Origin of the sequence: Rhodoferax saidenbachensis (genome assembly GCF_031457975.1) — a bacterium.
GTDB classification, from domain to species: Bacteria; Pseudomonadota; Gammaproteobacteria; order Burkholderiales; family Burkholderiaceae_C; genus Allorhodoferax; species Allorhodoferax saidenbachensis_A.
Genome location: NZ_JAVDXO010000005.1, coordinates 195,931 through 215,757 on the forward strand (window position 1 = coordinate 195,931; position 19,827 = coordinate 215,757).

Annotated in this window: 24 protein-coding genes; 12 read left to right on the top strand and 12 right to left on the bottom strand. The window is 63.9% G+C overall.

The genetic code is table 11. From position 1 onward, the window contains the following. The first annotated feature begins 27 nt into the window (after positions 1-27). Positions 28-216, top strand: a complete 189-nt coding sequence (locus tag J2X15_RS12670; RefSeq protein ID WP_310343400.1) for a VOC family protein — start codon at positions 28-30, stop codon at positions 214-216. Between the two features lie 134 nt (positions 217-350). On the opposite strand, the gene J2X15_RS12675 is transcribed toward J2X15_RS12670, so the two are convergent. From J2X15_RS12675 to J2X15_RS12705, 7 genes are all read right to left on the bottom strand, one after another. Next, a complete protein-coding gene (locus J2X15_RS12675; protein WP_310343401.1) occupies positions 351-662 on the bottom strand; it encodes a YdeI/OmpD-associated family protein in 312 nt (103 codons plus the stop codon). A 154-nt stretch (positions 663-816) separates the two neighbouring features. Next, positions 817-1,047, bottom strand: a complete 231-nt coding sequence (locus tag J2X15_RS12680; protein WP_310343403.1) for a hypothetical protein — start codon at positions 1,045-1,047, stop codon at positions 817-819. A 138-nt stretch (positions 1,048-1,185) separates the two neighbouring features. Continuing rightward, positions 1,186-1,752 (bottom strand): YdeI/OmpD-associated family protein, encoded by a 567-nt coding sequence (locus J2X15_RS12685; protein WP_310343405.1) that lies wholly within the window; start codon positions 1,750-1,752, stop codon positions 1,186-1,188. Between the two features lie 100 nt (positions 1,753-1,852). Beyond that, complete coding sequence (locus J2X15_RS12690) at positions 1,853-2,404, bottom strand: DUF2569 domain-containing protein (RefSeq protein ID WP_310343408.1); 552 nt, start codon at positions 2,402-2,404, stop codon at positions 1,853-1,855. A 152-nt stretch (positions 2,405-2,556) separates the two neighbouring features. Continuing rightward, the gene (locus tag J2X15_RS12695; protein ID WP_310343410.1) at positions 2,557-2,730 is read right to left on the bottom strand and encodes a DUF1016 N-terminal domain-containing protein; all 174 of its coding nucleotides are present in this window, start codon (positions 2,728-2,730) and stop codon (positions 2,557-2,559) included. A 101-nt stretch (positions 2,731-2,831) separates the two neighbouring features. Further along, the gene (yjjJ, locus tag J2X15_RS12700) at positions 2,832-4,196 is read right to left on the bottom strand and encodes a type II toxin-antitoxin system HipA family toxin YjjJ (RefSeq protein ID WP_310343411.1); all 1,365 of its coding nucleotides are present in this window, start codon (positions 4,194-4,196) and stop codon (positions 2,832-2,834) included. Between the two features lie 93 nt (positions 4,197-4,289). Beyond that, positions 4,290-4,757 (bottom strand): CreA family protein, encoded by a 468-nt coding sequence (locus J2X15_RS12705; protein ID WP_310343413.1) that lies wholly within the window; start codon positions 4,755-4,757, stop codon positions 4,290-4,292. Between the two features lie 276 nt (positions 4,758-5,033). Between J2X15_RS12705 and J2X15_RS12710 the strand changes: the two genes are divergently transcribed. The 8 genes from J2X15_RS12710 to J2X15_RS12745 all read left to right on the top strand — a co-directional run bounded on the left by J2X15_RS12710 (position 5,034) and on the right by J2X15_RS12745 (position 12,787). After that, complete coding sequence (locus tag J2X15_RS12710) at positions 5,034-6,263, top strand: Fic family protein (protein WP_310343414.1); 1,230 nt, start codon at positions 5,034-5,036, stop codon at positions 6,261-6,263. Positions 6,264-6,328: 65 nt separating this feature from the next. After that, complete coding sequence (locus tag J2X15_RS12715; protein WP_310343416.1) at positions 6,329-6,724, top strand: VOC family protein; 396 nt, start codon at positions 6,329-6,331, stop codon at positions 6,722-6,724. Positions 6,725-6,839: 115 nt separating this feature from the next. Next, positions 6,840-7,457, top strand: coding sequence for a type IV toxin-antitoxin system AbiEi family antitoxin domain-containing protein (locus J2X15_RS12720; RefSeq protein ID WP_310343418.1), 618 nt, complete (start codon positions 6,840-6,842; stop codon positions 7,455-7,457). Positions 7,458-7,510: 53 nt separating this feature from the next. Continuing rightward, on the top strand, positions 7,511-9,649 hold the full coding sequence (locus tag J2X15_RS12725) for a TPR end-of-group domain-containing protein (protein WP_310343419.1): 2,139 nt from the start codon (positions 7,511-7,513) through the stop codon (positions 9,647-9,649). Position 9,650: 1 nt separating this feature from the next. Further along, positions 9,651-10,235: a DUF1439 domain-containing protein gene (locus J2X15_RS12730; RefSeq protein WP_310343422.1), complete on the top strand. Its 585-nt coding sequence runs from the start codon at positions 9,651-9,653 to the stop codon at positions 10,233-10,235. A gap of 109 nt (positions 10,236-10,344) precedes the next feature. Further along, complete coding sequence (locus J2X15_RS12735) at positions 10,345-10,785, top strand: helix-turn-helix transcriptional regulator (RefSeq protein WP_310343424.1); 441 nt, start codon at positions 10,345-10,347, stop codon at positions 10,783-10,785. Beyond that, on the top strand, positions 10,782-12,047 hold the full coding sequence (locus J2X15_RS12740; protein WP_310343426.1) for a type II toxin-antitoxin system HipA family toxin: 1,266 nt from the start codon (positions 10,782-10,784) through the stop codon (positions 12,045-12,047). Before J2X15_RS12735 ends, J2X15_RS12740 begins: the two co-directional genes overlap by 4 nt. Beyond that, a complete protein-coding gene (locus J2X15_RS12745; RefSeq protein ID WP_310343428.1) occupies positions 12,044-12,787 on the top strand; it encodes a tRNA-uridine aminocarboxypropyltransferase in 744 nt (247 codons plus the stop codon). The genes J2X15_RS12740 and J2X15_RS12745 overlap by 4 nt, the downstream gene beginning before the upstream one ends. Here J2X15_RS12745 and J2X15_RS12750 read toward each other — a convergent pair. The 4 genes from J2X15_RS12750 to J2X15_RS12765 all read right to left on the bottom strand — a co-directional run bounded on the left by J2X15_RS12750 (position 12,784) and on the right by J2X15_RS12765 (position 16,056). Further along, complete coding sequence (locus J2X15_RS12750; protein WP_310343430.1) at positions 12,784-13,758, bottom strand: hypothetical protein; 975 nt, start codon at positions 13,756-13,758, stop codon at positions 12,784-12,786. The genes J2X15_RS12745 and J2X15_RS12750 overlap by 4 nt on opposite strands. A gap of 330 nt (positions 13,759-14,088) precedes the next feature. Next, positions 14,089-14,739, bottom strand: a complete 651-nt coding sequence (gene alkB / locus J2X15_RS12755; protein ID WP_310343432.1) for a DNA oxidative demethylase AlkB — start codon at positions 14,737-14,739, stop codon at positions 14,089-14,091. Positions 14,740-14,812: 73 nt separating this feature from the next. Next, a complete protein-coding gene (locus J2X15_RS12760; RefSeq protein WP_310343434.1) occupies positions 14,813-15,670 on the bottom strand; it encodes a pirin family protein in 858 nt (285 codons plus the stop codon). 17 nt (positions 15,671-15,687) lie between these two features. Further along, complete coding sequence (locus J2X15_RS12765; protein ID WP_310343436.1) at positions 15,688-16,056, bottom strand: DoxX family protein; 369 nt, start codon at positions 16,054-16,056, stop codon at positions 15,688-15,690. A 112-nt stretch (positions 16,057-16,168) separates the two neighbouring features. On the opposite strand from J2X15_RS12765, the gene J2X15_RS12770 reads away from it, so the two are divergent. Continuing rightward, a complete protein-coding gene (locus tag J2X15_RS12770) occupies positions 16,169-17,062 on the top strand; it encodes a LysR family transcriptional regulator (RefSeq protein ID WP_310343438.1) in 894 nt (297 codons plus the stop codon). A gap of 10 nt (positions 17,063-17,072) precedes the next feature. Here the strand turns inward: J2X15_RS12770 and J2X15_RS12775 are convergent, their stop codons facing one another. Beyond that, complete coding sequence (locus J2X15_RS12775) at positions 17,073-18,383, bottom strand: homoserine dehydrogenase (protein WP_310343606.1); 1,311 nt, start codon at positions 18,381-18,383, stop codon at positions 17,073-17,075. A 312-nt stretch (positions 18,384-18,695) separates the two neighbouring features. Here J2X15_RS12775 and J2X15_RS12780 point away from each other — a divergent pair, with 312 nt between their 5' ends. Beyond that, positions 18,696-18,947 (top strand): hypothetical protein, encoded by a 252-nt coding sequence (locus tag J2X15_RS12780; RefSeq protein ID WP_310343440.1) that lies wholly within the window; start codon positions 18,696-18,698, stop codon positions 18,945-18,947. Between the two features lie 12 nt (positions 18,948-18,959). Next, positions 18,960-19,823 carry a PA4780 family RIO1-like protein kinase gene (locus tag J2X15_RS12785; protein ID WP_310343442.1) on the top strand — a complete coding sequence of 288 codons (864 nt, stop codon included), beginning with the start codon at positions 18,960-18,962 and terminating at the stop codon, positions 19,821-19,823. Positions 19,824-19,827: the final 4 nt, after the last annotated feature.

Below are 19,827 nucleotides of genomic sequence, written 5' to 3' on the forward strand. Positions count from 1 at the left end.
GCTAGGCATTCGACAAAAAGAAACACCATGATCAGCCATGTCATGCAAGATGTCGGCGACCTTGAAGTTACTAGAAAGTCTTACGACGCGACGCTCAGCATCATCGACCACAATGGCGTGGTGCAGTGCCACTTCTACCGCAGCCCCGCGAGTAGTTTCGGTATCACTCAGCCGCTGAATGACGGGCAGCTACCCACGACAATGGCAGCTCCATAGGATTCAAGTTGGATTCGTCCACCGAAGGCTTGACGCTACTTATTTAATAACTTCTTGCGCACATTCAACGAGAGCTGCAAGCCAATTTGGCTCAAGAACCAGCGTTTGCGCGTCCCTCTCGCTGGCGGCAAATTTCAAGGACTCTCGCAACGCGCCAACTTTGCCAATAGCTCTGCCATACGCTTCTGCCGGGTTTCGGGGCGCTTGGCGCTGGTAAGCCGGTAGTAAATGGTGAACAGCTGCTGCCGCTTCAGCGTTGCGTAGAAAGCCTGGGCCGCAGGGTCTTGTGGCAGCGCCGCCAAAAAGTCTTCGGGGATCACCATGGTGGCGCTGCCGGCGTAGGCGGTGGCCCAGCGCCCGTCAGCGCGCACGGCGATGGCGGCCACTACGCAGTCGTCCCGGGTCACGCTGGGCTTGCCGGTGCCTTTTTGAAGATGCGCACGCACAGCTCAGTCTCGCTGACGTGGCTTTTCCACAGCTAGGCATGGAGCTGCTCGGGCGTTTCAAACGTGTGGCGTACCTTGTCGCTCACAAATTAATAGCCGCCAGCGCATATTCCACGGGGGCTAGAGGCCAATTACCCCCAAACGCCCCGGCAACTTATCGCCAGCCGCGATGCCAGCCGTAGCTGGGGTGGCGCCAGCCCCAACCGAAGTGGCTGTGGTACGCCCATGCATAGCCTGGCCCAGGCATGGCATAGGTGGGTGCGACGTAAACCACGCCGGGGGGTGCTGCATAAGCGGGTTCAACAGCGACGGGGGCGACCACACAGCCTCCCAGAAAAGCCGCAGTGCACACGACTGCAATGCAGCCTATCGTTGAGAATTTCATGGCGATGTTCCTTGTCGTGGGGGCGAGTTGCCTCAAGCCCCTGTACAACGCCAGCCGCAGCGCAGGTGATGACCCTGCCCGGGTAAAGCTACTGCAAACTAAATGTGCGAAACGTAAGCGTCTTTTGTTCCGCCGACGTCAAGGGCTTTCCCCCCGCCCCAACTTCGCCAATATCTCCACCATCCGCTTCTCCCGCGTTTCCGCCCGCTTGGCGCTGGTGAGCCGGTAGTAGATGGTGAACAGCTGCTGCCGCTTCAGGGTGGCGTAGAACGCCTGGGCAGCGGGGTCTTGTTGCAGGGCCGCCAAAAAGTCTTCGGGCATCACCATGGTGGCGCTGCCGGCGTAGGCGGTGGCCCAGCGCCCGTCGCTGCGCGCGGCCTCTACATGCGCCAAGCCTGGGGGCTGCATGCTCCCTTGCGCTATCAGCCGCTCGGCGTGCTGCACGTTTTTCTGCGACCAGTTGGAGCGCGCGCGGCGTGGGGTCAGGCGTTGCAGAAACGAGGTGTCGTCCAGCGCGTTGCGCACCCCGTCGATCCAGCCCCATGCGATGGCGGCCAGCACGCAGTCGTCCCACGTCACGCTGGGCTGGCCGGTGGCTTTTTTGAAGATGCGCACCCACAGCTCAGACTCGCTGGCGTGGTTGGCCCGCAGCCAGGCGTGGAGCTGCTCGGGGGTTTCAAACGTGTGGTGTGCCTTGGTGCTCATGAATTGATAGCTGCTCGCGCATATTCCACGGGGGCTAGCGGCTAATTTCTCTTATAAAACCTATTTTTGGCTCAAAAGGATTTGGGCTGGTTGATGACATTTACGCCGGTGCGGATGCGCTGTTTGCAGTAGTGGATGTTTTGCCAAACGCATTCTGTCCAAAGGTGTTCTTCACCCGTATGGATCGCATGAAGTAGGGGATCCAGACGGCAGCTATCAAGACGGCTTTGACGGCATCACTCGTCAGTTGGGCGTCTACGCTAGTTTTTGAGACGGCGAAGTCGGTCAGGACGATGTCAACGACATGTATGGCAACTGGGACTGCGTACCAAATCGCCATAAGTGTGGGGACGCTGGCCTGTTTTTTGAAAAACTTGGGAATGATTGTCAGCGTGAAAAGGATGAAGGCAATGTTGACGAGTAGTTCCAACCCCACCACGGGGAGCAGTCTGGGGTTATGGCTGGGCAGTTGTGTATTGGCGAGCAGCGCCAGGGTTTGCGTACTCATGAGGGGGGAGTAGGCGTCATAGACTGATTTCGCCATGAGCAGCGGGCTCACCAGCAGGCCCATGCTGGGCAGTATCAACCAGCCCCCCAATCCGCTGGGTTGCTGGGTGCCCAAATTGATGTCGAGGTGGTTGGTGTCTTGCATTTTTGTACTCCCTGAAGTTGCTTGGATTTTTGGTTGGTGATTATTAGCCCGACTGCGTTGGCAATAGCAGCACCATTGGCTTCAATATGGGATCGCCCCAAAATCTACGTGCTGCACATCAGCATGCTCGCGTCTTTGGGTAATCAGATTGTTCAGACGCTGTCTGGACAATTGGCGGCTGCGTCCGCAGTCTCGAATAAGCCAGACGCTGTCTGACCAATTCTTTGGGCGTGCAGTGCATAGAACTGGCGCATGAGTTTGAGGTTGGTGACTGAGAAGCCGCTGCCAAATTCGGCAATCAGGCGTTCAGCCAAGCTCTTGAGCATTTGCGAGCCGACTCAAAACCAGCCCCATCCGCTACCAACGCATCCCCGCCGCTCGCGACTTGCTACTATTTTCATAGCTACTAGGGCATATTCCACCTAGGCTAGCGGCCGATATGGCTTAAATTTTCCGCAGCTATCTGCCTAAAGCCGGCGGATATGCGCGCATCGGCACTGGCGGCCGCCCAGAAGCTGCGGGCCAGGGCCAGCGCCTGCGGCCACTCGGGCAGGGTGGCGGCGGTGGGCTGCAGGGGGCGGGCTGCAAAGTTGCGGGGCACGAGCTCGCCGCCCACGGGGGCGTAGAGCATGGGCAGCATGTCGTAGGCGGGGGCCAGGGCCCAGTCGTCATCGTCCAGCAGCAAGGAGATGTTGCCGTAGTGCCGGTCGGTGTTGGCAATCAGCTCCCCAAAGGCCTCCAGCAGCCGCAGGGTGCGCGCATCGGCAGGGCGCAGCAGCCCGCGCTCTTGCATGCGGTTGGCGGTGGCGGCCCAGTTGTCCATGGCGCCTACGTACTCGGCGTCGTACACCATGAGCGACACCATGCCGATGCGCCCCAGGCCCAGTGGGTTGGCGGCGTTGATGGGCGTGCGGTCAAAGCGCTCCACTTCCAAAAACACGCGGCCCGCGCCTGTGCTGATGCGGCTGGTGGCGGCGGCAATGCCGGCACCGACCAGCGTTTGCAGGGCCAGGTGTTCGCAGACCAGCAGGTCGCGGGTGCGCTGGTCGGTGGGGGCATCGCCTGCGGGCGAGAACTTGACCAGCACATGGCGGGGCGCATCCCCCGATGCATCTGCGCTGCGGCCGACGATGGTGCAGAACTTGGGCTGCTCGCCCCCTGCAGACGAGCCGCCGATGCTGCCCTGCATGGCCGCATCAGCCAGGGCCGGGTAGTCGGCGATGGACGCCACGCGGCTGGCGCGCTGGGGCAGGCTGTGAAAGCGCGCAAACGCCGCCTCGCCCACCACCAGGTTGCCGGGCAGGTCGTCGCCGCACAGGGCCAGGGCGCGCAGCACGTCGTCATCGCTCCAGAAGCGGGGGTCGTTGCCCAGTTGCAGCTCGGGGTGGGCGCTGGCAAAGGTGCGGCCCATAAAGCCCTGCGGGCGCATGTCGTCCAGAAACCAGGGCAGGCCGTCAAAGCGCTTGGAGAGGCCGTCTTCTTCATCCACCCACACGGCGCCGCTGGCTAACGGCACCATGCGGCCAAACGGGCTGGGCTGGCCCTGCGCGTTAATGCGCATGACCGGCACGCTGCGGCCCACGTCGCGCACGGTGCGCGGCAGCACGTAGCGCTGCTTGCGGGCGGCGCCCACCTTTTGCACCTCGCCCGCCTGAATCAGCGGGGCCAGCGCGCGCGACACGGTGGGCTGGCTCACCCCCAGCGCCGTTTGCAGCTCGGCGCTGCTCAGCGCCCCGCCCTGGCGGCGTAGGGCTTGCAAGATGCTGGCGGAGAGGTCTGGGGTGGTGGCCATGAATGATTATATGAATAGATTTATTTTCTTAAATCTCTTTTTAAATCAATCATTTAATCCATTCATTGAATAGATATTGATGGCCACACACATTTACTTCACCGGTATCGGCTGCTCCGCCGGCACGGCCACCGCGGTCACGTTGTTTTTGGGGCTGCCGTCGATGATTTTGTCGGAGTACACCAGATAGACCAGGGTATTGCGCTTCACGTCCACCATGCGCACCACGCGCACGTGCTTGAAGAGGAAGGAGGCGCTGGCCTTGAAGACTTCGTCTTGCTTGTCGATCTTCTCTTTGAAGCTGATGGGGCCCACCTGGCGGCAGGCCACGGCGGCGTCTGCCGTGTCTTCTGCCAAGCCCAAGGCACCGGCGTAGCCGCCGGTTTTGGCGTGCGACAAATAGCAGGCCACACCGTTCACCGCCGGGTCGTCAAACACGTCCACCACCACCTTGTCGTTGGGGCTGAGCAGTTTGAAGGTGGTGCTGACAGCGCCCACGGTTTCGGCGCTGGCGGCCAGGGCAAGGCTGCTGAGCAGCAGTGAGGCAAATAGTGTTTTCATTGCAGATTCTCTTGGTAGAAATTGGGGGCCGGTGCTTCATTGTGTGTCCAGGCACACACGGGCACACAGCGTATCACCGGCTCATGCAACAGCTGGGAAAGAACCCGCAGGAGGTGATGCCCTGGGGCCAGACGATTGCGTATGTGGCCGACAGCAACGGCTTTTTGGTGGAGCTGTGTACGCCAATGGGCTGAGGCAAGCCTATTTTTCCTTGGTTGAGCCGTATTTGCGCAAATACACCTCACTTTTTGAGCCGTATCGTTCAAAATACGCCTCATGCCCACCGCCGCCGCCCATCCCCGCTACATCTGGCAGCACTCCGCTTGGCCGAAGCTCACCTTTGATGCGGCGGCAGTGGCCCCAGCGCTAGACCAGGCGCGGCTGGAGCAAGGCCGCTTGTTGGGGCTGCTGAGTGCCATTGGGCTGGAGCAGGCCAACGCGGTGCAGCGCGAGCTGTGGGTGCAAGAGGCGCTGGCCACTGCCGCCATTGAGGGCGAGCAGCTCAATCTGGAGTCCCTGCGCTCATCGGTGGCGCACCGGCTTCAATTGGCGGATGCGCCGGGCTCTGACCGGTCGGTGGAAGGCTTGGTGCAGGTGATGGGGGACGCGCTGGCCAACCATGGCGCGGCGCTGGACTTGGACCGGCTGTGCCGCTGGCAGTCGGCGCTGTTTCCGGGGGGCACGTCGGGCATCGCGCGCATTGCCGTGGGGCGCGTGCGCAGCCACGCCGGTGCCATGCAGATTGTCAGCGGAGCGCTGGAGCGCGAGGTGGTGCATTACGAGGCGCCGCCCTCTGCGCAGGTGCTTGCAGAGATGGAGCGTTTTTTGGCGTGGTTTGAAAGCACGCGCCCTGCTACGGGTGCCACTGCGGTGAACGGCATTGCGCGGGCGGCGCTGGTGCACCTGTGGTTTGAGTCCATCCACCCATTTGAGGACGGCAACGGTCGCCTGGGCCGCGCCTTGGCGGACATGGCGCTGGCGCAAGACATGCAAGCGCAAGACGCACAGGCCAGCCCGGCGCTGGTGCGGGTGTATGGCATGGCGCACCAGATGCTCAAAACCCATGCCGCGTATTACGACGCGCTGAACCATGCACAGCGTCTGCGCGGCATAGCACCCGAAGCCAGCGCGATTGATGCAACGCCTTGGGTGCTGTGGTTTGTGCAGGCGTTTAACCGCGCCTGCATTGCCAGCCAAGCCGTGGTGCGGGACGCTACGGACAAGGCGCAGTTCCGGCTGCGGGCGGCGCAGTGCCAAACCAATGAACGCCAGCGCAAGGTGCTGGAGCGCCTGCTGGAGGCCGGCCACGTGGATTCTGGCGGGGGCTTCTTGGGCGGCATGACCACGGACAAATACGCCAAGATCACTGGCACATCCAAAGCCACCGCCACCCGCGACCTGGCTGATCTGTTGGCCAATGGCTTGCTGCGCGTGGAAGGCGTGGGCAAGGCCACGCGCTACGCGGTGAACGTGCCGGGCTGGGAGCAGCCTGCGCTCAAGGGTTGAGCGAGCGGTGGCTGGCGCGGTGGGGATTGGCATACTATCCCCACGATTCAAAAGAGGAGACAGGCATGTTCAGCCACGTGATGCTCGGTGTGAGCGATCTTGAGGTTTCCAAGAAGTTTTACGACGCGCTCTTGGGCACGCTGGGCCTGGGCCCCGGCATTGCCAACCACAACGGTATTTGCGGCCGCTACTTTTACCGCAGCCCGGCGGGCAGCTTTGGCATCACCGAGCCGCTGAACGGCGAGCCAGCCACCTATGGCAATGGCAGCACCGTAGGCTTCAAGATGGAATCGCCAGAGCAGGCCGATGCCTTTCACGCCGCGGGCGTGGCCAACGGCGGCACCACCTGCGAAGAACCCCCAGGCTGGCGCGACAACGGCGTGGGCAAGCTGTACCTGGCCTACCTGCGCGACCCCGACGGCAACAAGATTTGCGCGTTGCACCGCCCGCCTAAGGCCTGACGCTACATATTTAATAGCTGCTTGCGCATATTCCACGGGGGCTAGCGGCTTATATGTTCCATAAAATCTCTGTTTACTTGAAATTAACGCATAAACGGAACATACTCCGGATTCCATGCAAGCCGACGACACCCAAACCCAGCGCGTACTGGCGCTAGCCAGCCAGCGGGGCCTGCTGCGCGCCAGCCATCTGCAGGAGCTGGGCATTGCACGGGTGGTGCTCTCGCGGCTGACGGCCAGCGGCCAGCTGGAGCGCGTGGGGCGCGGCGTCTACCGGCTGCCAGATGCGCAAGCTGCCGAACACGAAAGCCTGGCCACCATTGCGGTCAAGGTGCCGCAGGCGGTGTTTTGCTTGCTCACGGCACTGCAGATTCATGAACTCACCACGCAGCTGCCGCGCCAGGTGTGGATCGCCATGCCACAGGGCAGCCACGCGCCCAAGATGGACTACCCACCGATGAAGATGGTGCAGTTTTCGGGCGAGGCGTATGCCCAGGGCATAGAGGTGATTCGTGCCGACCAGGTGGAGCTGCGGGTGTATGGCGTAGCCAAAACCATTGCAGACTGCTTTAAGCACCGCAACAAGATTGGGCTGGATGTGGCCATCGAAGCGCTGAAGGAAGCACTGGGCGCCAACAAGACCACCGCCAATGACCTGTGGCGGTTTGCCAAGATTTGCCGGGTGGCCAACGTGATGCGACCCTACCTTGAAACCCTGGGGCACGGAGGCTGAATGGGGCAAGACCTGGCAGCTTCCACCCAACCGGACTGACTTTTGATCGCCCTATGCACACCCCTACTGCCCGCGCCCTTGGCGCTTTTGTGATGTTCACCTTCTTTAGCACCATGCTCGGCGCCAAGCCCCCGGGCGACTACCCCCACTTGTACGAGAACACGGCCGCATCGGCCACGCAGGAGGCGCGCATGGTGCTGCGCGGCCATGTGGATGGGCTGTTCGCCATTCCGCGCACGCGGCAGGTAGTGGCGGCGGCCGGGGGCTACCTGTGGAAGTTCAGCGCGCAGGGGGAGTTGCAGGATTCGCTGCGCGAGCCTTCCGACCTGTTCACCTCGGGCGTGGCGTTCACGCCGCTGTATTACATCGACTGGGTATTCACCGGCGACCGCCAGCGCAAGGCCTATGGCCCGGCGCTGAACGGCAACGCGCTGAGCCCGGCCGCGCTGCGCGCCACGCTGAACAAGGCCGATGTGGTGGAGTTTGGCAACACCGACACCACCGCCTGGGCCTATATCTGGAAGGCGGGCAAGGCGCAGATCATGGACATCACCGCGCACCGCGAGCAGGTGGACGACTACTGCAACCAGCGCACGCACTCGGCCGAGGCGCTGCGCTGGAAGGCCACCTGCCTGAATGAGTACAAGACCCGGCCCCAGGCCTGGCAAGAGGTGGAGCCCGAGCAGTTCCAGGGCTACGACGACAGCCCACCCCCGCGCGCCACCGTGGTGGACTTTGACCGGCGCAAGTACCACCTGGAAGAAGGCATTGGCGGGCAGCTGTTTGGCGCCACCATAGGCTTGGCACTGAAGGCCTGGGGCGTGCCAGGCAGCCTGCCGGGGCGCTATTGGTTTGGCGATGCGTACACGCAGCTGCATGTGGGCAAGGAGGTGATCAAGTTCAAGGCCTTTGTGGCCAACGAGAACGGTTACCGCTTTGCCGATATGCGCTGGTGGGACCCCGCGCCCACAGTGCCGGGCGCCAGCCCCTGGTTTACGCAGCACATGCGCACGTACATGAGCCGTTCGGGCGAATCGGCGCTGCTGCCCTTTTACGAGAAAGACATTGGCCTGTATGTGGTGCGCCCCAAGGGCACGGGCCAGCCGGCCGCCGCGCAGGGGCTGATGCCCGAATGGCGCCCGGTGTTTGAGGGGCCCAAGGCCAATGGTGCGGCGGTCACCGGCATGGTGGAGTTTGCCGGGCAGACACCCGCCACCCCACCCGCGCACTACTGGCTGCGCACGCCCAAGTTCAAACACTTTGCCGACCAGGGCCCCACGGTGGACGTGGTGGCGCTGTGGCCCAGCCTGCGCCAGGTGCCCACGGCGCTGGTGGTGCAGTGGGACAAGTCATACGACGAAGAAACCACGGTGCTGCGCGTGACGCTGGACACAGAAGAAACCACCATCGCCTTCAACACGCTGCGCACCAACAAGGTACAGACCACGCCGCTGGAGCTGGTGGTGAAGGTGCCCGATATCAGCGGCCCCATGGACGGCATGCAGGTGGTGCTGAAGAGTGGCAGCACCGCGCTGCCATTGACCAAGGCGCGCTTTGCCTATGTGATGAAGCCGCCGGTGGAGAAGGTATCGGACCACGCGCTGCGCGGTGTGCTGCAAACCGCCACGGCCGCAGCCAAGGTGCCCGGTGCTGCGGGGCTGCCCGCCTTCTTGAAGCAGGCGCAGACCTTTGCCCAAGACAAGGAACACGCCGAGGCGCTGGCGCCCAACGTGACAGCGGCCTATGCCGAGCTGATCAACGACTACAACGGGCAGAAAGACTTCCAGGCGGCAGGCATGCTGGTGCGGCACTACCTGAAAGAGGTGCACCCGCACATTGGCCACTACAGCAAAGACCCCGGCCAGCCCTACAACATCACCGTCATCGCCAGCCAGACGCTGGCCATCTACAGCCAGCTGCTGCCGCAAGACAAGGACCTGGTGCCCGCGGTGATGGCCACGCTGATAGGCCCCAAGTTTGACCCGGCCAAGCAGACCAACGGCACGCTGATGTACAACCTGGCCTGCCACTACGCCGTGGCCGGCGACAAACCTCACATGCTTGAAAGCATCACCGCCGCCCGCCGCCTGGGCAAGCCACCATCGCAGTTCATGGCGGACACGGACTTTGAGAAGTACTGGAAGGACGCGGAGTTTTTGAAGGTGCTGGCCGCCACACAACCTGAGAACTGATATGCAACGCCGCTGGTTTCTGCCCACCCTGCTGTGCCTGCCGCTGCCCCGTTTGGCCTGGGCGGAGCCTGAGCCCGAGGCCGAAGACCAGCCCCCCAAGCAGCCCAGCTACAAGGTGTCGGCTGCGGCACTGCAGGCGGCGGTGGGGCAGCGCTTTCCGCTGCGTTACCCGGTACCGGGGCTGCTGAATCTGGATGTGCAAGTGCCTACGCTGCGCCTGTTGCCCGCGCAAAACCGGCTGGGTGCCGAGGCGGTGGTAGAGGCCGCTGGCCCGGCGCTGAACCGCAGCCACCAGGGCACACTGGACGTGGAGTTTGCGCTGCGCTACGAGGCGACCGACCGCACGGTGCGCGCGCACCAGCTGCGCCTGAATCGCCTGCAGTTCCCCACCCTGCCGCCCGCGGCGATGGCGCTCATCAACGTCTACGGCCCCGCACTGGCCGAGCGCACGCTGCTGGAGGTGGTGCTGCACCGCATGCGCCCGCAAGACCTGGCCCTGCCCGACGGCCTGGGCATGCAGCCCGGCAGCATCACCGTGACGGACGAGGGGCTGACGATTGGGTTTGTGCCCAAGCCGTTGTCGTGAACTTCATTTATAGATATTCTTTTTTATTGCTTTTACATATTTCTATGAATTTTTGTGAATAATAAATTCATAGATTTGAGTAAATTAAAGATTTTGCTAACATCTATGAATGCCAGTACAAAACACCAAACCGTCTGACTACCCCCAGGCCGTTGTTCAGCAGATCGAACTGCTGGCGCAAAACATCGTCATTGCGCGCAAGCGGCGCAAGGAAACGCAGGCGCAGTGGGCCAAGCGGCTGGGGGTGTCGCAACCCACCATGGCGCGCATCGAGCGCGGCGACCCGTCGGTGGCCATGGCTTCGTATGTGATGTGCATATGGCTGATCAACCCATCTGCCCCGCTGGCCGACCTGATCGCCCCGCAGCAGGACCACGCGGCGCTGGAGCGCGAGATTGTGCGCATCCGCCCCCCTAAAGCAGGGAGCGCAAACACCACTGCAGAGGTGGCGCGAACCAGGGTCACGGGTATTGGCGCTGCAGGCGCTACGCAAGCCGCATCCGGACTGGCCGCGTTGATCGCAGCACAAGGACTGGGTAAGCCCAAATGAACACCCACGATATCCAGCCCGGCAGCTACCGGCCGCAAGACCAGCTCTATGTGTGGGCACTGGTCAACCCTGCCAGCCCCGCGCTGGTGGGCGAGCTGCGGCTGTCGCCGCTGGTGCCCGACTGTGCGGTGTTTACCTATGCACCCGAGTGGTGGAACTTCCCGCTGAGCGAAGACCTGCCGCTGATTGCGGGGCAAGACTTCAGCGTGGGCGAGCGCAACAGCGTGCCGGGCGCGCTGGACGATGCAAGGCCCGACCGCTGGGGCGAACGCATCATCCGGCACATCGAGCGGCCTGCCCGGCTCTCGGTGCTGGAGATGCTGCTGTTCGCAGGGGACGATCGTTTTGGGGCGCTGGGTATCTCGGTCTCTGCAGAGCAGTACATTCCGCGCCGCATAGGCCCTTACCCGCAACTCAGCGATCTGGCCCCACTGGCTCAGGCCGTGGAAGACGTTCAGCAGCAGGCGCCCATCACGCCACACATCCAGCGCCTGGTGCAGCCCGGCGTGACCTTGGGCGGCGCGCGGCCCAAGGCCCTGCTGCAAATGCCCGACGGACCCTGTGTGGTGAAGTTCAGTGAGCTGGATGATCCAGTTGACACGCCCAGCATCGAGCACGCCACCATGACATTGGCCGTGATGGCAGGTATTACTGTGGCGTCTACGGGGCTGTTGCCGCTGGCGCCGCGCCACGGCAAAGCACGCCATGCATTGACGATCCAGCGCTTTGACCGGCAGGGCGGCCTGCGGCTGCATTGCCTATCTGCCCACACCGTGCTGCGCGCAGCGCGCCTGCCCGAGAGCTACAGCGCACTGGCCATGGTTCTGCTGCGGCTGGGCCACCCGGACCGTCAGGCCGCCATGCGCGAGGAGCTGTTCAAGCGCATGGTGTTCAACATCCTGATGGACAACACGGACGACCATGAGCGCAACCATTGCCTGCGCCTGGGTTTTGACGGCTATTACGAACTGGCCCCGGCGTTTGATGTGGTGCCCAGCTTGCAGAACCTGGGCTACCAGGCCATGGCGGTGGGCGCGCAGGGTACCGAATCCACACTGGACAACGCGCTATCGGAGCACAACGAGTTCGGCATCAGCGCCAACCGTGCCCACGCTCTCGTGGCTGACGTTGCGCGCACCGTAGACCAATGGCACACCCACTTTCTGCACCAGGGCGTGTGTGCGGCAGACATGGAGCTCCTGCGGGCCAGCATCGATCGCGACGCATTGCGACTGCAACGGAAGGCGTTTTGTTCAACATGACCCGCACTCCCCACGCCGTCTCCCGCTTGCGCGCCGCCCGCCTGGCGCGCAGTGTGAAGCCGTTTCTGGCACGCGGCGGCATGAAGGCCGAGCGCTGCCCGGACTGCCGCGTGGCGCCCGCCCACTGCATCTGCGCGCTGCGCCCGCAGGTGCCCACGCACGTGGGCGTGTGCCTGCTGATGGCAGACATTGAACCCATCAAGCCCAGCAACACGGGCTGGCTGATTGCCGATGTGGTGGCCGACACCTGGGCCTTTGGCTGGGCACGCACCGAGGTAGACCCTGCGCTGCTCACGCTGCTGGCCGATCCGCAGTGGCAGCCGTATGTGGTGTTCCCCGGCGAGTTTGTGACCGAGGGGCGGGTGGTGAACACGTTGCCCCCAGCGGCAGCGCATGCGCCGGGCAAACGGCCTTTGTTCATCTTGCTGGACGCCACCTGGCCCGAGGCGCGCAAGATGTTTCGCAAGAGCCCCTATCTGGACCGCTTTCCGGTGCTGAGCCTGCAGCCCGACCAGATCTCGCGCTACCGCCTGCGCCGCAGCCGCCGCGACGACCACTTTTGCACCAGCGAGGTAGGCGCCCTGTGCCTGGAGCTGGCGGGAGAGCCACGCGCTGCGCAGGCACTGGAGGCCTGGCTGGATGTGTTCAGCCTGCACTACCTGCGCGCCAAGAACCAGCTGCCGCCGCTGTGGGACGGAGAGGCGCATGCGCGGCTACAGGCGCTTCGGTCGCTCATCTAGTGATTGCATCCCACCCCACCGCAGGCAAGGGTGTTGAAGTCGAACACGGTGGAGTGGCCTGGGTTGCCCTGTGGCGCGGGTATGCCTTTGGGCACAAAGAAGGTGGACGAATTGGCTCCGTACAAGCCAGCGGGGAAGGTGAAGGCTTTGAGCACCACATAGCCCCCATAGAAGGTGGGCGCACGAGGAGCGGTCTTGCCCTGGCCAGCCACCGGGGGCAGGTCGCTGTCGGGCGTATTCTTGGCCACAGCGTTGGCCCAGGCCTGGGCATCGGCGGCACTGGCCGGGCGCAGCAGGCCTTTGCGCACCGCGTCTTCAAGCCCCGCCGGCCCGGCCATGGGCGCAGAGGGGTCACGCAGGGAGGCGATGGTGGTGTCAGACGACGTGCGCAACGCGGTGCCTGCGGCCAGCGGCTCCCCCACCACGACCTTGCCGTTAACAACCGGGAACACCATGCTCACCGGGCGACCAAAGACGCGCTTCGACATAGGGTTGAGAGCGCCCATGGTGCTGTCAGACACGTAGAAATAGCCGCAAGCCCCTTTGTTGTCGTAGGAGCTGTTGATGATCGGCGTGGACTTGGGAAGACCAGCGACCGCCTGACGGTGGTAGCCGCTCACCAGCACCGCCAGAATCTGAGTGCCTTGCGACCAACCAATGTTCCACACTGAAGGCTCGTAGGCGCCCAGCATGAGTACCACCGGTTTGTCCGGGCTGTTCACGGCGATGTCGAAGCGTGTGGCTTCGTGTCCGCTCTGGTCGATCTGGAAGCCTGCAGGTTTGCCGCCGTAAGCACCCGTGGCGAACACGGCCAGTTTCTCTGGCAGCTGCAACTCGCTGAACGAACACCCCGCCGGGCTGGCAGTTCCGTTGCTACCCGGCTCAGGCACAAAGTCAAACTTCTTGGTGTCACCCGCATTTGCCGACGCCATGACCAAGCAGGCCAATGCCCAAGCTGCATACCGTTTCATGCTTCCTCCCTTTGGATATTGTGTTGACAGCCAGCAGTGTATGCACAGTCGACACACTATCTTTTTAGGAGCTGCTTGCGCATATTTGACGGGGGCTAGGGGCCTATTTGGTACATAACTCGTAGGCCGCGTTGAACCATTCCAAAAAGGCCTGGGTGTGCGTGGGCAGTGTGCTGGCGGGCGGCGCTCAGGGTTTGGTCAAAATGGCCCGTGGCGTCTAGCACCACTTCCACCACGCCCTCCACATGCCGGTCACTGGGTGCCAAGGCGCCAATGTCCAGCCCCAGTTCGGCCATATGCGTCGAATAAACCCTCTATTCACCGCACGCCCTAACCCACCTTGCGAAACGTCACATTCACCCGCCGGCGCCCCACCAGCGGGTGGTCGCCGTCGGCCACGGGCAGCACGCCATGGAAAGCCAGGCGCGACGGGCCACCCCAGACCACCACGTCGCCGTGGGCCAGGCGAAAGCGTTGGGTTTTGCCAGTGCGCTGCAGGCCACCAAACAGGAAGGTGGCGGGCAGGCCCAGGGAGAGGGACACCACGGGTGCGCGTAGGTCGCGCTCGTCGCGGTCTTGGTGCAGGCCGAGTTTGTTGCCGGGCAGGTACTGGTTGATCAGGCAGGAGTCGGGCACAAAGTCGGGGTAGCCGGCATCCAAGGCGGCGCGCACCGCAAAGTCCATCAGGCACTGCGGCATGGCGGGCCAGGGCTGGCGGGTGTGGGGGTTGGCAGCGGCATAGCGGTAGCCGCTGGGCTCGGAGGTCCAGCCCATGCTGCCGCAGCGGGTGGTCTGGATGGACATGGTGTGCCCGCCCGGCGTTTGCAGGTGGCGCAGCGGCAACTGGGCAATGACGGATTCCACCGCGGCAAGGATCTGCACATCGTCCGCCCGGCCCAAGCCACGCAACAGCACGGCACCTGGCGCGATGGCGGCGCGCAGGTCCTCAGAAGCAAGGGGCAGGTCGTCAAACAGGTCCACGGGCGGGTTGGGGCTGGCGTTGAAATACTGTATTTTTACACAGCATCTCAACGCCCGCCAGACCCCACCAGCCTTACAAACGGCCCTGCTGGCGCAACAGTTGGGCGCGCTCGCGGATACCGGCCTGACCGCGGTGCAGCGCAGCTTCGCTGGTGTGCACCGAGTACGGCCCCATGAACAGCTCGTGCGGGTGTTGCATGCCCGAGCCGAGCACAAAGGCGGTATCCGTCTGCGCTTCAAACTCAATCGCACCACCGGCGTCATCAAACACCGCCAGATCACCGGTGCGCAGCGCGGCGGGTTCGGCCAATGCACCTTCGCCCACGGCAGCCCAGGCCACGGTGTGGCCGACGGGCGGCTCAAAGCGCCAGGTCTCACCGGCCTTGAGGTGCACACCCAGGTAGGTCATGTTGGACGGCGCAGGGATGGGGCTGGTCTGGCCGCCATAGCTGCCCAGCAGCACGCGGGCCGGACCTGCATGCGGCACGCCCTCGGGGCCCAGGTAGATGCTGTGCGCCTCAGCCAGTTCGAGTTCGGGCGGCATAGCCACCCAGAGCTGGAAACCCAGCACGCGCTCGGTGTTCTCAGGCGCGCCGGTGTGCCACACGCCGCCACCGGCCATCATCCATTCCACGCCACCAGAGGGCAACACGCCGCGCGCACCCTGTTCGCCGGTCGTGTCCTCATAACCCGTCTGGCCGCTCATCATGTACGTGAGCGTGGCAATGCCCGAGTGCGGGTGCATGCCAAATTGCGGCGGCTGGCCGCCGGCAGGCAGTTCGAAGTGGTCCAGAAAAATAAATGGCTTGAGCAACTGCCCCAGATCGGACGGGCTGACCAGCCGGGTGATAGGGCCGTGGCTGATACCGCGGGTACGGTGCACGATGCGGCGTTGGGCAACGGGGATTTGGAAAGTGGCAACTTCAGACATGACGGAACTCCTTTTACTTAAGCCGTGCGAAAACTGGCAGGCCGCAGGTGGTAGACCACCAGCGCGCTCAAGGCGCCCAGTACCATGGCGGGCACGGGCGATCCGCCCGTCAGGAACACATGTGTGGCCACTGCGCCCACCATGGTGCCGCCCAACCACAGGCCGCCAAAGAAGCCCGTACGCGGCACCAAAATCAGCACCACCCCTATCAGCTCTACCGCACCGGTGAAGTAACGAAACCACTGGCCAAAGCCCATGGCTTCAAATTTGGCGACCATGAGTGGCACGCCAGCCAGCTTGGCCGCAGCAGCGGCGCCAAACGCCAGAGCCAGCAAGATGCGAACGCCCCAGACGGCGCGGTTTTTAGTGGTGGTGGACAGTGCCATCGTGAACTCCTGATACGGGTGATTGATTCGAGACCTGTAGATTAGGGTTTACGGCATTACTTGTGTAGATGCCACAATTGGCATTCACTATGCCGTTTTCGTTAGGAATAACATGCTCGACCTGAACCAAATGGCGCTATTTGTGCAGGTGGTGCAAGCCGGTAGCTTTGCCGAGGCGGCGCGCCGCCTGGGCATGCCGCCCACCACGCTGAGCCGCCAGGTGGCGCAGCTGGAAGACAGCCTGCAGGCCCGGCTGCTGCAGCGCACCACCCGCAAGCTGACGCTGACCGACGCAGGGCGCACGCTGTTTGACCAGAGCGCGGCGCAGATTGCCACCCTGCAGGACGCCGCCAGCGCGCTGGCCGGCCACGACCAGACACCCAAGGGCCATGTGCGGGTGGCCGCACCCTCGGGGTTTTTCGACTACTTTGCGATGGACTGGGTGGCCGAATTTTTGGCTGCACACCCGGGCGTACAGCTGGAGTTTGTGCTGAGCGACGGCATGGCCGATGTGGTGGGCGAGGGCATTGACGTGGCGTTTCGCGGCAGCGGCGAGTTGCCCGACTCGAGCCTGGTGGCGCGCAAGGTGGCCAGCAGCTACCTGGCGCTGGCGGCCAGCCCTGCCTACCTGGCCGCGCGCGGCACACCACAGACGGTGGAAGACCTGGCGGCGCACGACTGCATCTGCCCCGCGCACACGGGCGGCCACGGCAGCTGGCGCCTGAACGGACCCGACGGCCCGGTGCAGGTGGCCGTGCACGGGCGCCTGGGCGCCAGCACCGGCCAGGCCCAGCGCAAGGCGGCCCAGGCGGGCCTGGGCATTTGCCTGCTGCCCATCAACGCGCTGCAGGACAGCCTGCGCGGCGGCACGCTGGTGGAAGTGTTGCCCGGTGTGGCCAGTGCGCCAGCCGGCCTGTTTGTGGTCTACCCCAGCCGCCGCCATGTGCCGCGCGCGGTGACGGCGTTTGTGGAGATGGCGGTGCAGCGGTTACTGGCGGTGATTTAAACCCCTGCACTCAGGCTAGCCGCTCCATGCGCAGCGTACTGGCAAAGCCCATGACATGGGGCAGCGCCTCCAGCTGCGCCACGGCGGCGCGCAACACGCGCTCTTGCACAGGGTCCGTCAGCAACACCAGGGCGTTCAGCTCCGCGTCATCCGCGTGGTCGAACTGCTCCAGCAGGCGCACGCGCACACCGGCGTCCGCCAGCACGGCCATGACCTGCGGCACGGTGCGCGCGGCACGGGCCACGTCCAGCCGTAGGTACCAGGCGGTTTCCACGTCGGCAATTGGGGCCACAGGCAGCGCGGCAATGGCGCTGTGCTGAAACGCCAGCGCAGGCACGCGGTGCTGGTGCGCCACATCCATCACGCGGGCCAGGTCCACCAAATCGGCAATCACGGCAGACGCCGTTTGCTCCGAGCCCGCACCGGCGCCGTAGTACATCGTGAGGCCGGCGGCATCGCTTTTCACCATCACCGCGTTCATCGAGCCGTTCACGTCCGCCAGCAAATGGTCCGCAGCCACCAGCGTGGGGTGCACGCGCAGCTCCAACCCGTGCAAGTGGCGCTTGGCAATGCCCAGCAGCTTGACGCGGTAGCCCAGGCGCTCGGCAAAGGCGATGTCGACCGCGTCCAACTGGGTGATGCCTTCCACATGCACCTGGTCGAACTGGGGCGGTACGCCAAAGGCGTTGGCCGCCAGCAGGGTGAGCTTGTGCGCGGCGTCCACGCCCTCCACATCGAAGGTAGGGTCGGCCTCGGCATAGCCCTTGGCCTGGGCATCGGCCAACGCATCGGCAAAGCTGGCGCCCTTGGTCTTCATCTCGGACAGGATGTAGTTGGTGGTGCCGTTGATGATGCCGGCGACCCATGCGATGCGGTTGGCGCTCAGCCCCTCGCGCAGCGCCTTGATGATGGGGATGCTGACGGCCACCGCACCCTCGTAGGCCACCACCACGCCCTGCGCCTGGGCCGCGGCAAAGATCTCGCTGCCATGCACGGCCAGCAGGGCCTTGTTGGCGGTGACCACGTGCTTGCCGTTGGCAATGGCCCGCAGCACCAGCTCACGCGCCAGTGTGGTGCCGCCCATCACTTCCACCACCACATCAATGTCCGGGTGGTTCACCACGGCATAGGGGTCATCGGTCAGGGCCACGGTGCTGCCCACGATGCTGGCGGCGCGCGCCAGCTTGCGCACGGCAACCATCACCAGTTCCATGCGCCGGCCACTGCGGGCGGCAATCACCTCGGCATTGCGCTGCAAGACGGTGTAGGTGCCGGCACCCACCGTGCCCAAGCCCAGCATGCCAATGCGCAGAGGGGCAATGGCGTGCGGGGGCGCCGCGTGGGTGTGGCTGCTGACAGCAAAACTAGCGAGATGATCTTGGTACATAAAACTCTCCGAACAGTTGCGAACCCAGCTGCCTATGCTGGGTTGTTCGGGGAGATACACCAGGAGGCAGCCGGAACGGCCACCTGCACGACGCTCAGGCGGCCGTGGTTGTAATGGTGGTAATCATGCTGGCAGCCCTGGTCCGCGCCACAGGCATGGCGTTTAGGGGGGTCAAGCGGGGGCTGCACAACATGGAATAAGCATAGCACGGGCACCTTGCGGGACCGAAGCGGCGACAATCCCCCCATGACCGATAACTACAAAGCCGCAGAACTGGCCCGCGAAGCTGCCCTGTGCGAACCCTGCCGTGGCATTCAGCGCAACTGGCGCCGCGCCCCCGGCCACGCCGAACTGGTGCAGGGCGAGAACCGCAAAGAAGAGCGCAATGGCCGCGACGTCACCGTGACGCGCTACCGCTGCGACCGCTGTGGTTCCATCTGGGACTACGAGAACAACAAAGCCAACCAGCGAGCGGGCTGGTCGCTGCCCCGCCGTTAAACGCGGCAGGCCATGAAAGCTCCCCCCAGACTGCAGTCCCTCCTGGAAGAGGGCCTGATCGACACCGTGGTGCGCCAGCTCATGAGCGGCAAAGAGGCCATGGTGTTTGTGGTGCGCTCGGGCGAACAAACGCTGTGCGCCAAGATCTACAAAGAAGCCAACAACCGCAGTTTCCGCCAGGCGGTGGACTACACCGAGAACCGCAAGGTAAAGAACTCGCGCTCGGCCCGCGCCATGGCCAAGGGCAGCAAGTTTGGCCGCCAGGAGCAGGAGGCGGCGTGGCAAAGCGCCGAGGTGGATGCGCTGTACCGCCTGGCCGCCGCGGGCGTGCGCGTGCCGCAGCCCTACAATTTTCACGATGGCGTGCTGCTGATGGAGCTGGTAACCGATGCCAACGGTGACGCCGCCCCGCGCCTGAACGATGTGGCCTTCACGCCGGAGCAGGCGCTGCAACACCACGCCACGCTGGTGGCGGAGGTGGTACGCATGCTGTGTGCGGGCGTGGTGCACGGGGACTTGTCGGAGTTCAACATCCTGCTGGCAAGCTCCGATGACGTGGACTTCCCGGTGATCATCGACCTGCCGCAAGCGGTGGACGCCGCGGGCAACAACCACGCCCAGCGCATGTTGCTGCGCGATGTAGCCAACCTGCGTGACTTCTTTGGCCAGTTTGAACCGACTCTCTTGAAGACCGACTACGGTCCCGAAATTTGGAGCCTGTACCAGGGCGGCCTGCTGAGCAATGACACCCCGCTGACCGGCCACTACGAGCGCGCCAACGCCGATGTGGACATGGAGGCCGTGCTGCGCGAGATTGACGATGCGCGCGCCGAAGACGCCGCACGCCGCCTGCGCATGGCTACTGCTACACCATAGCGGC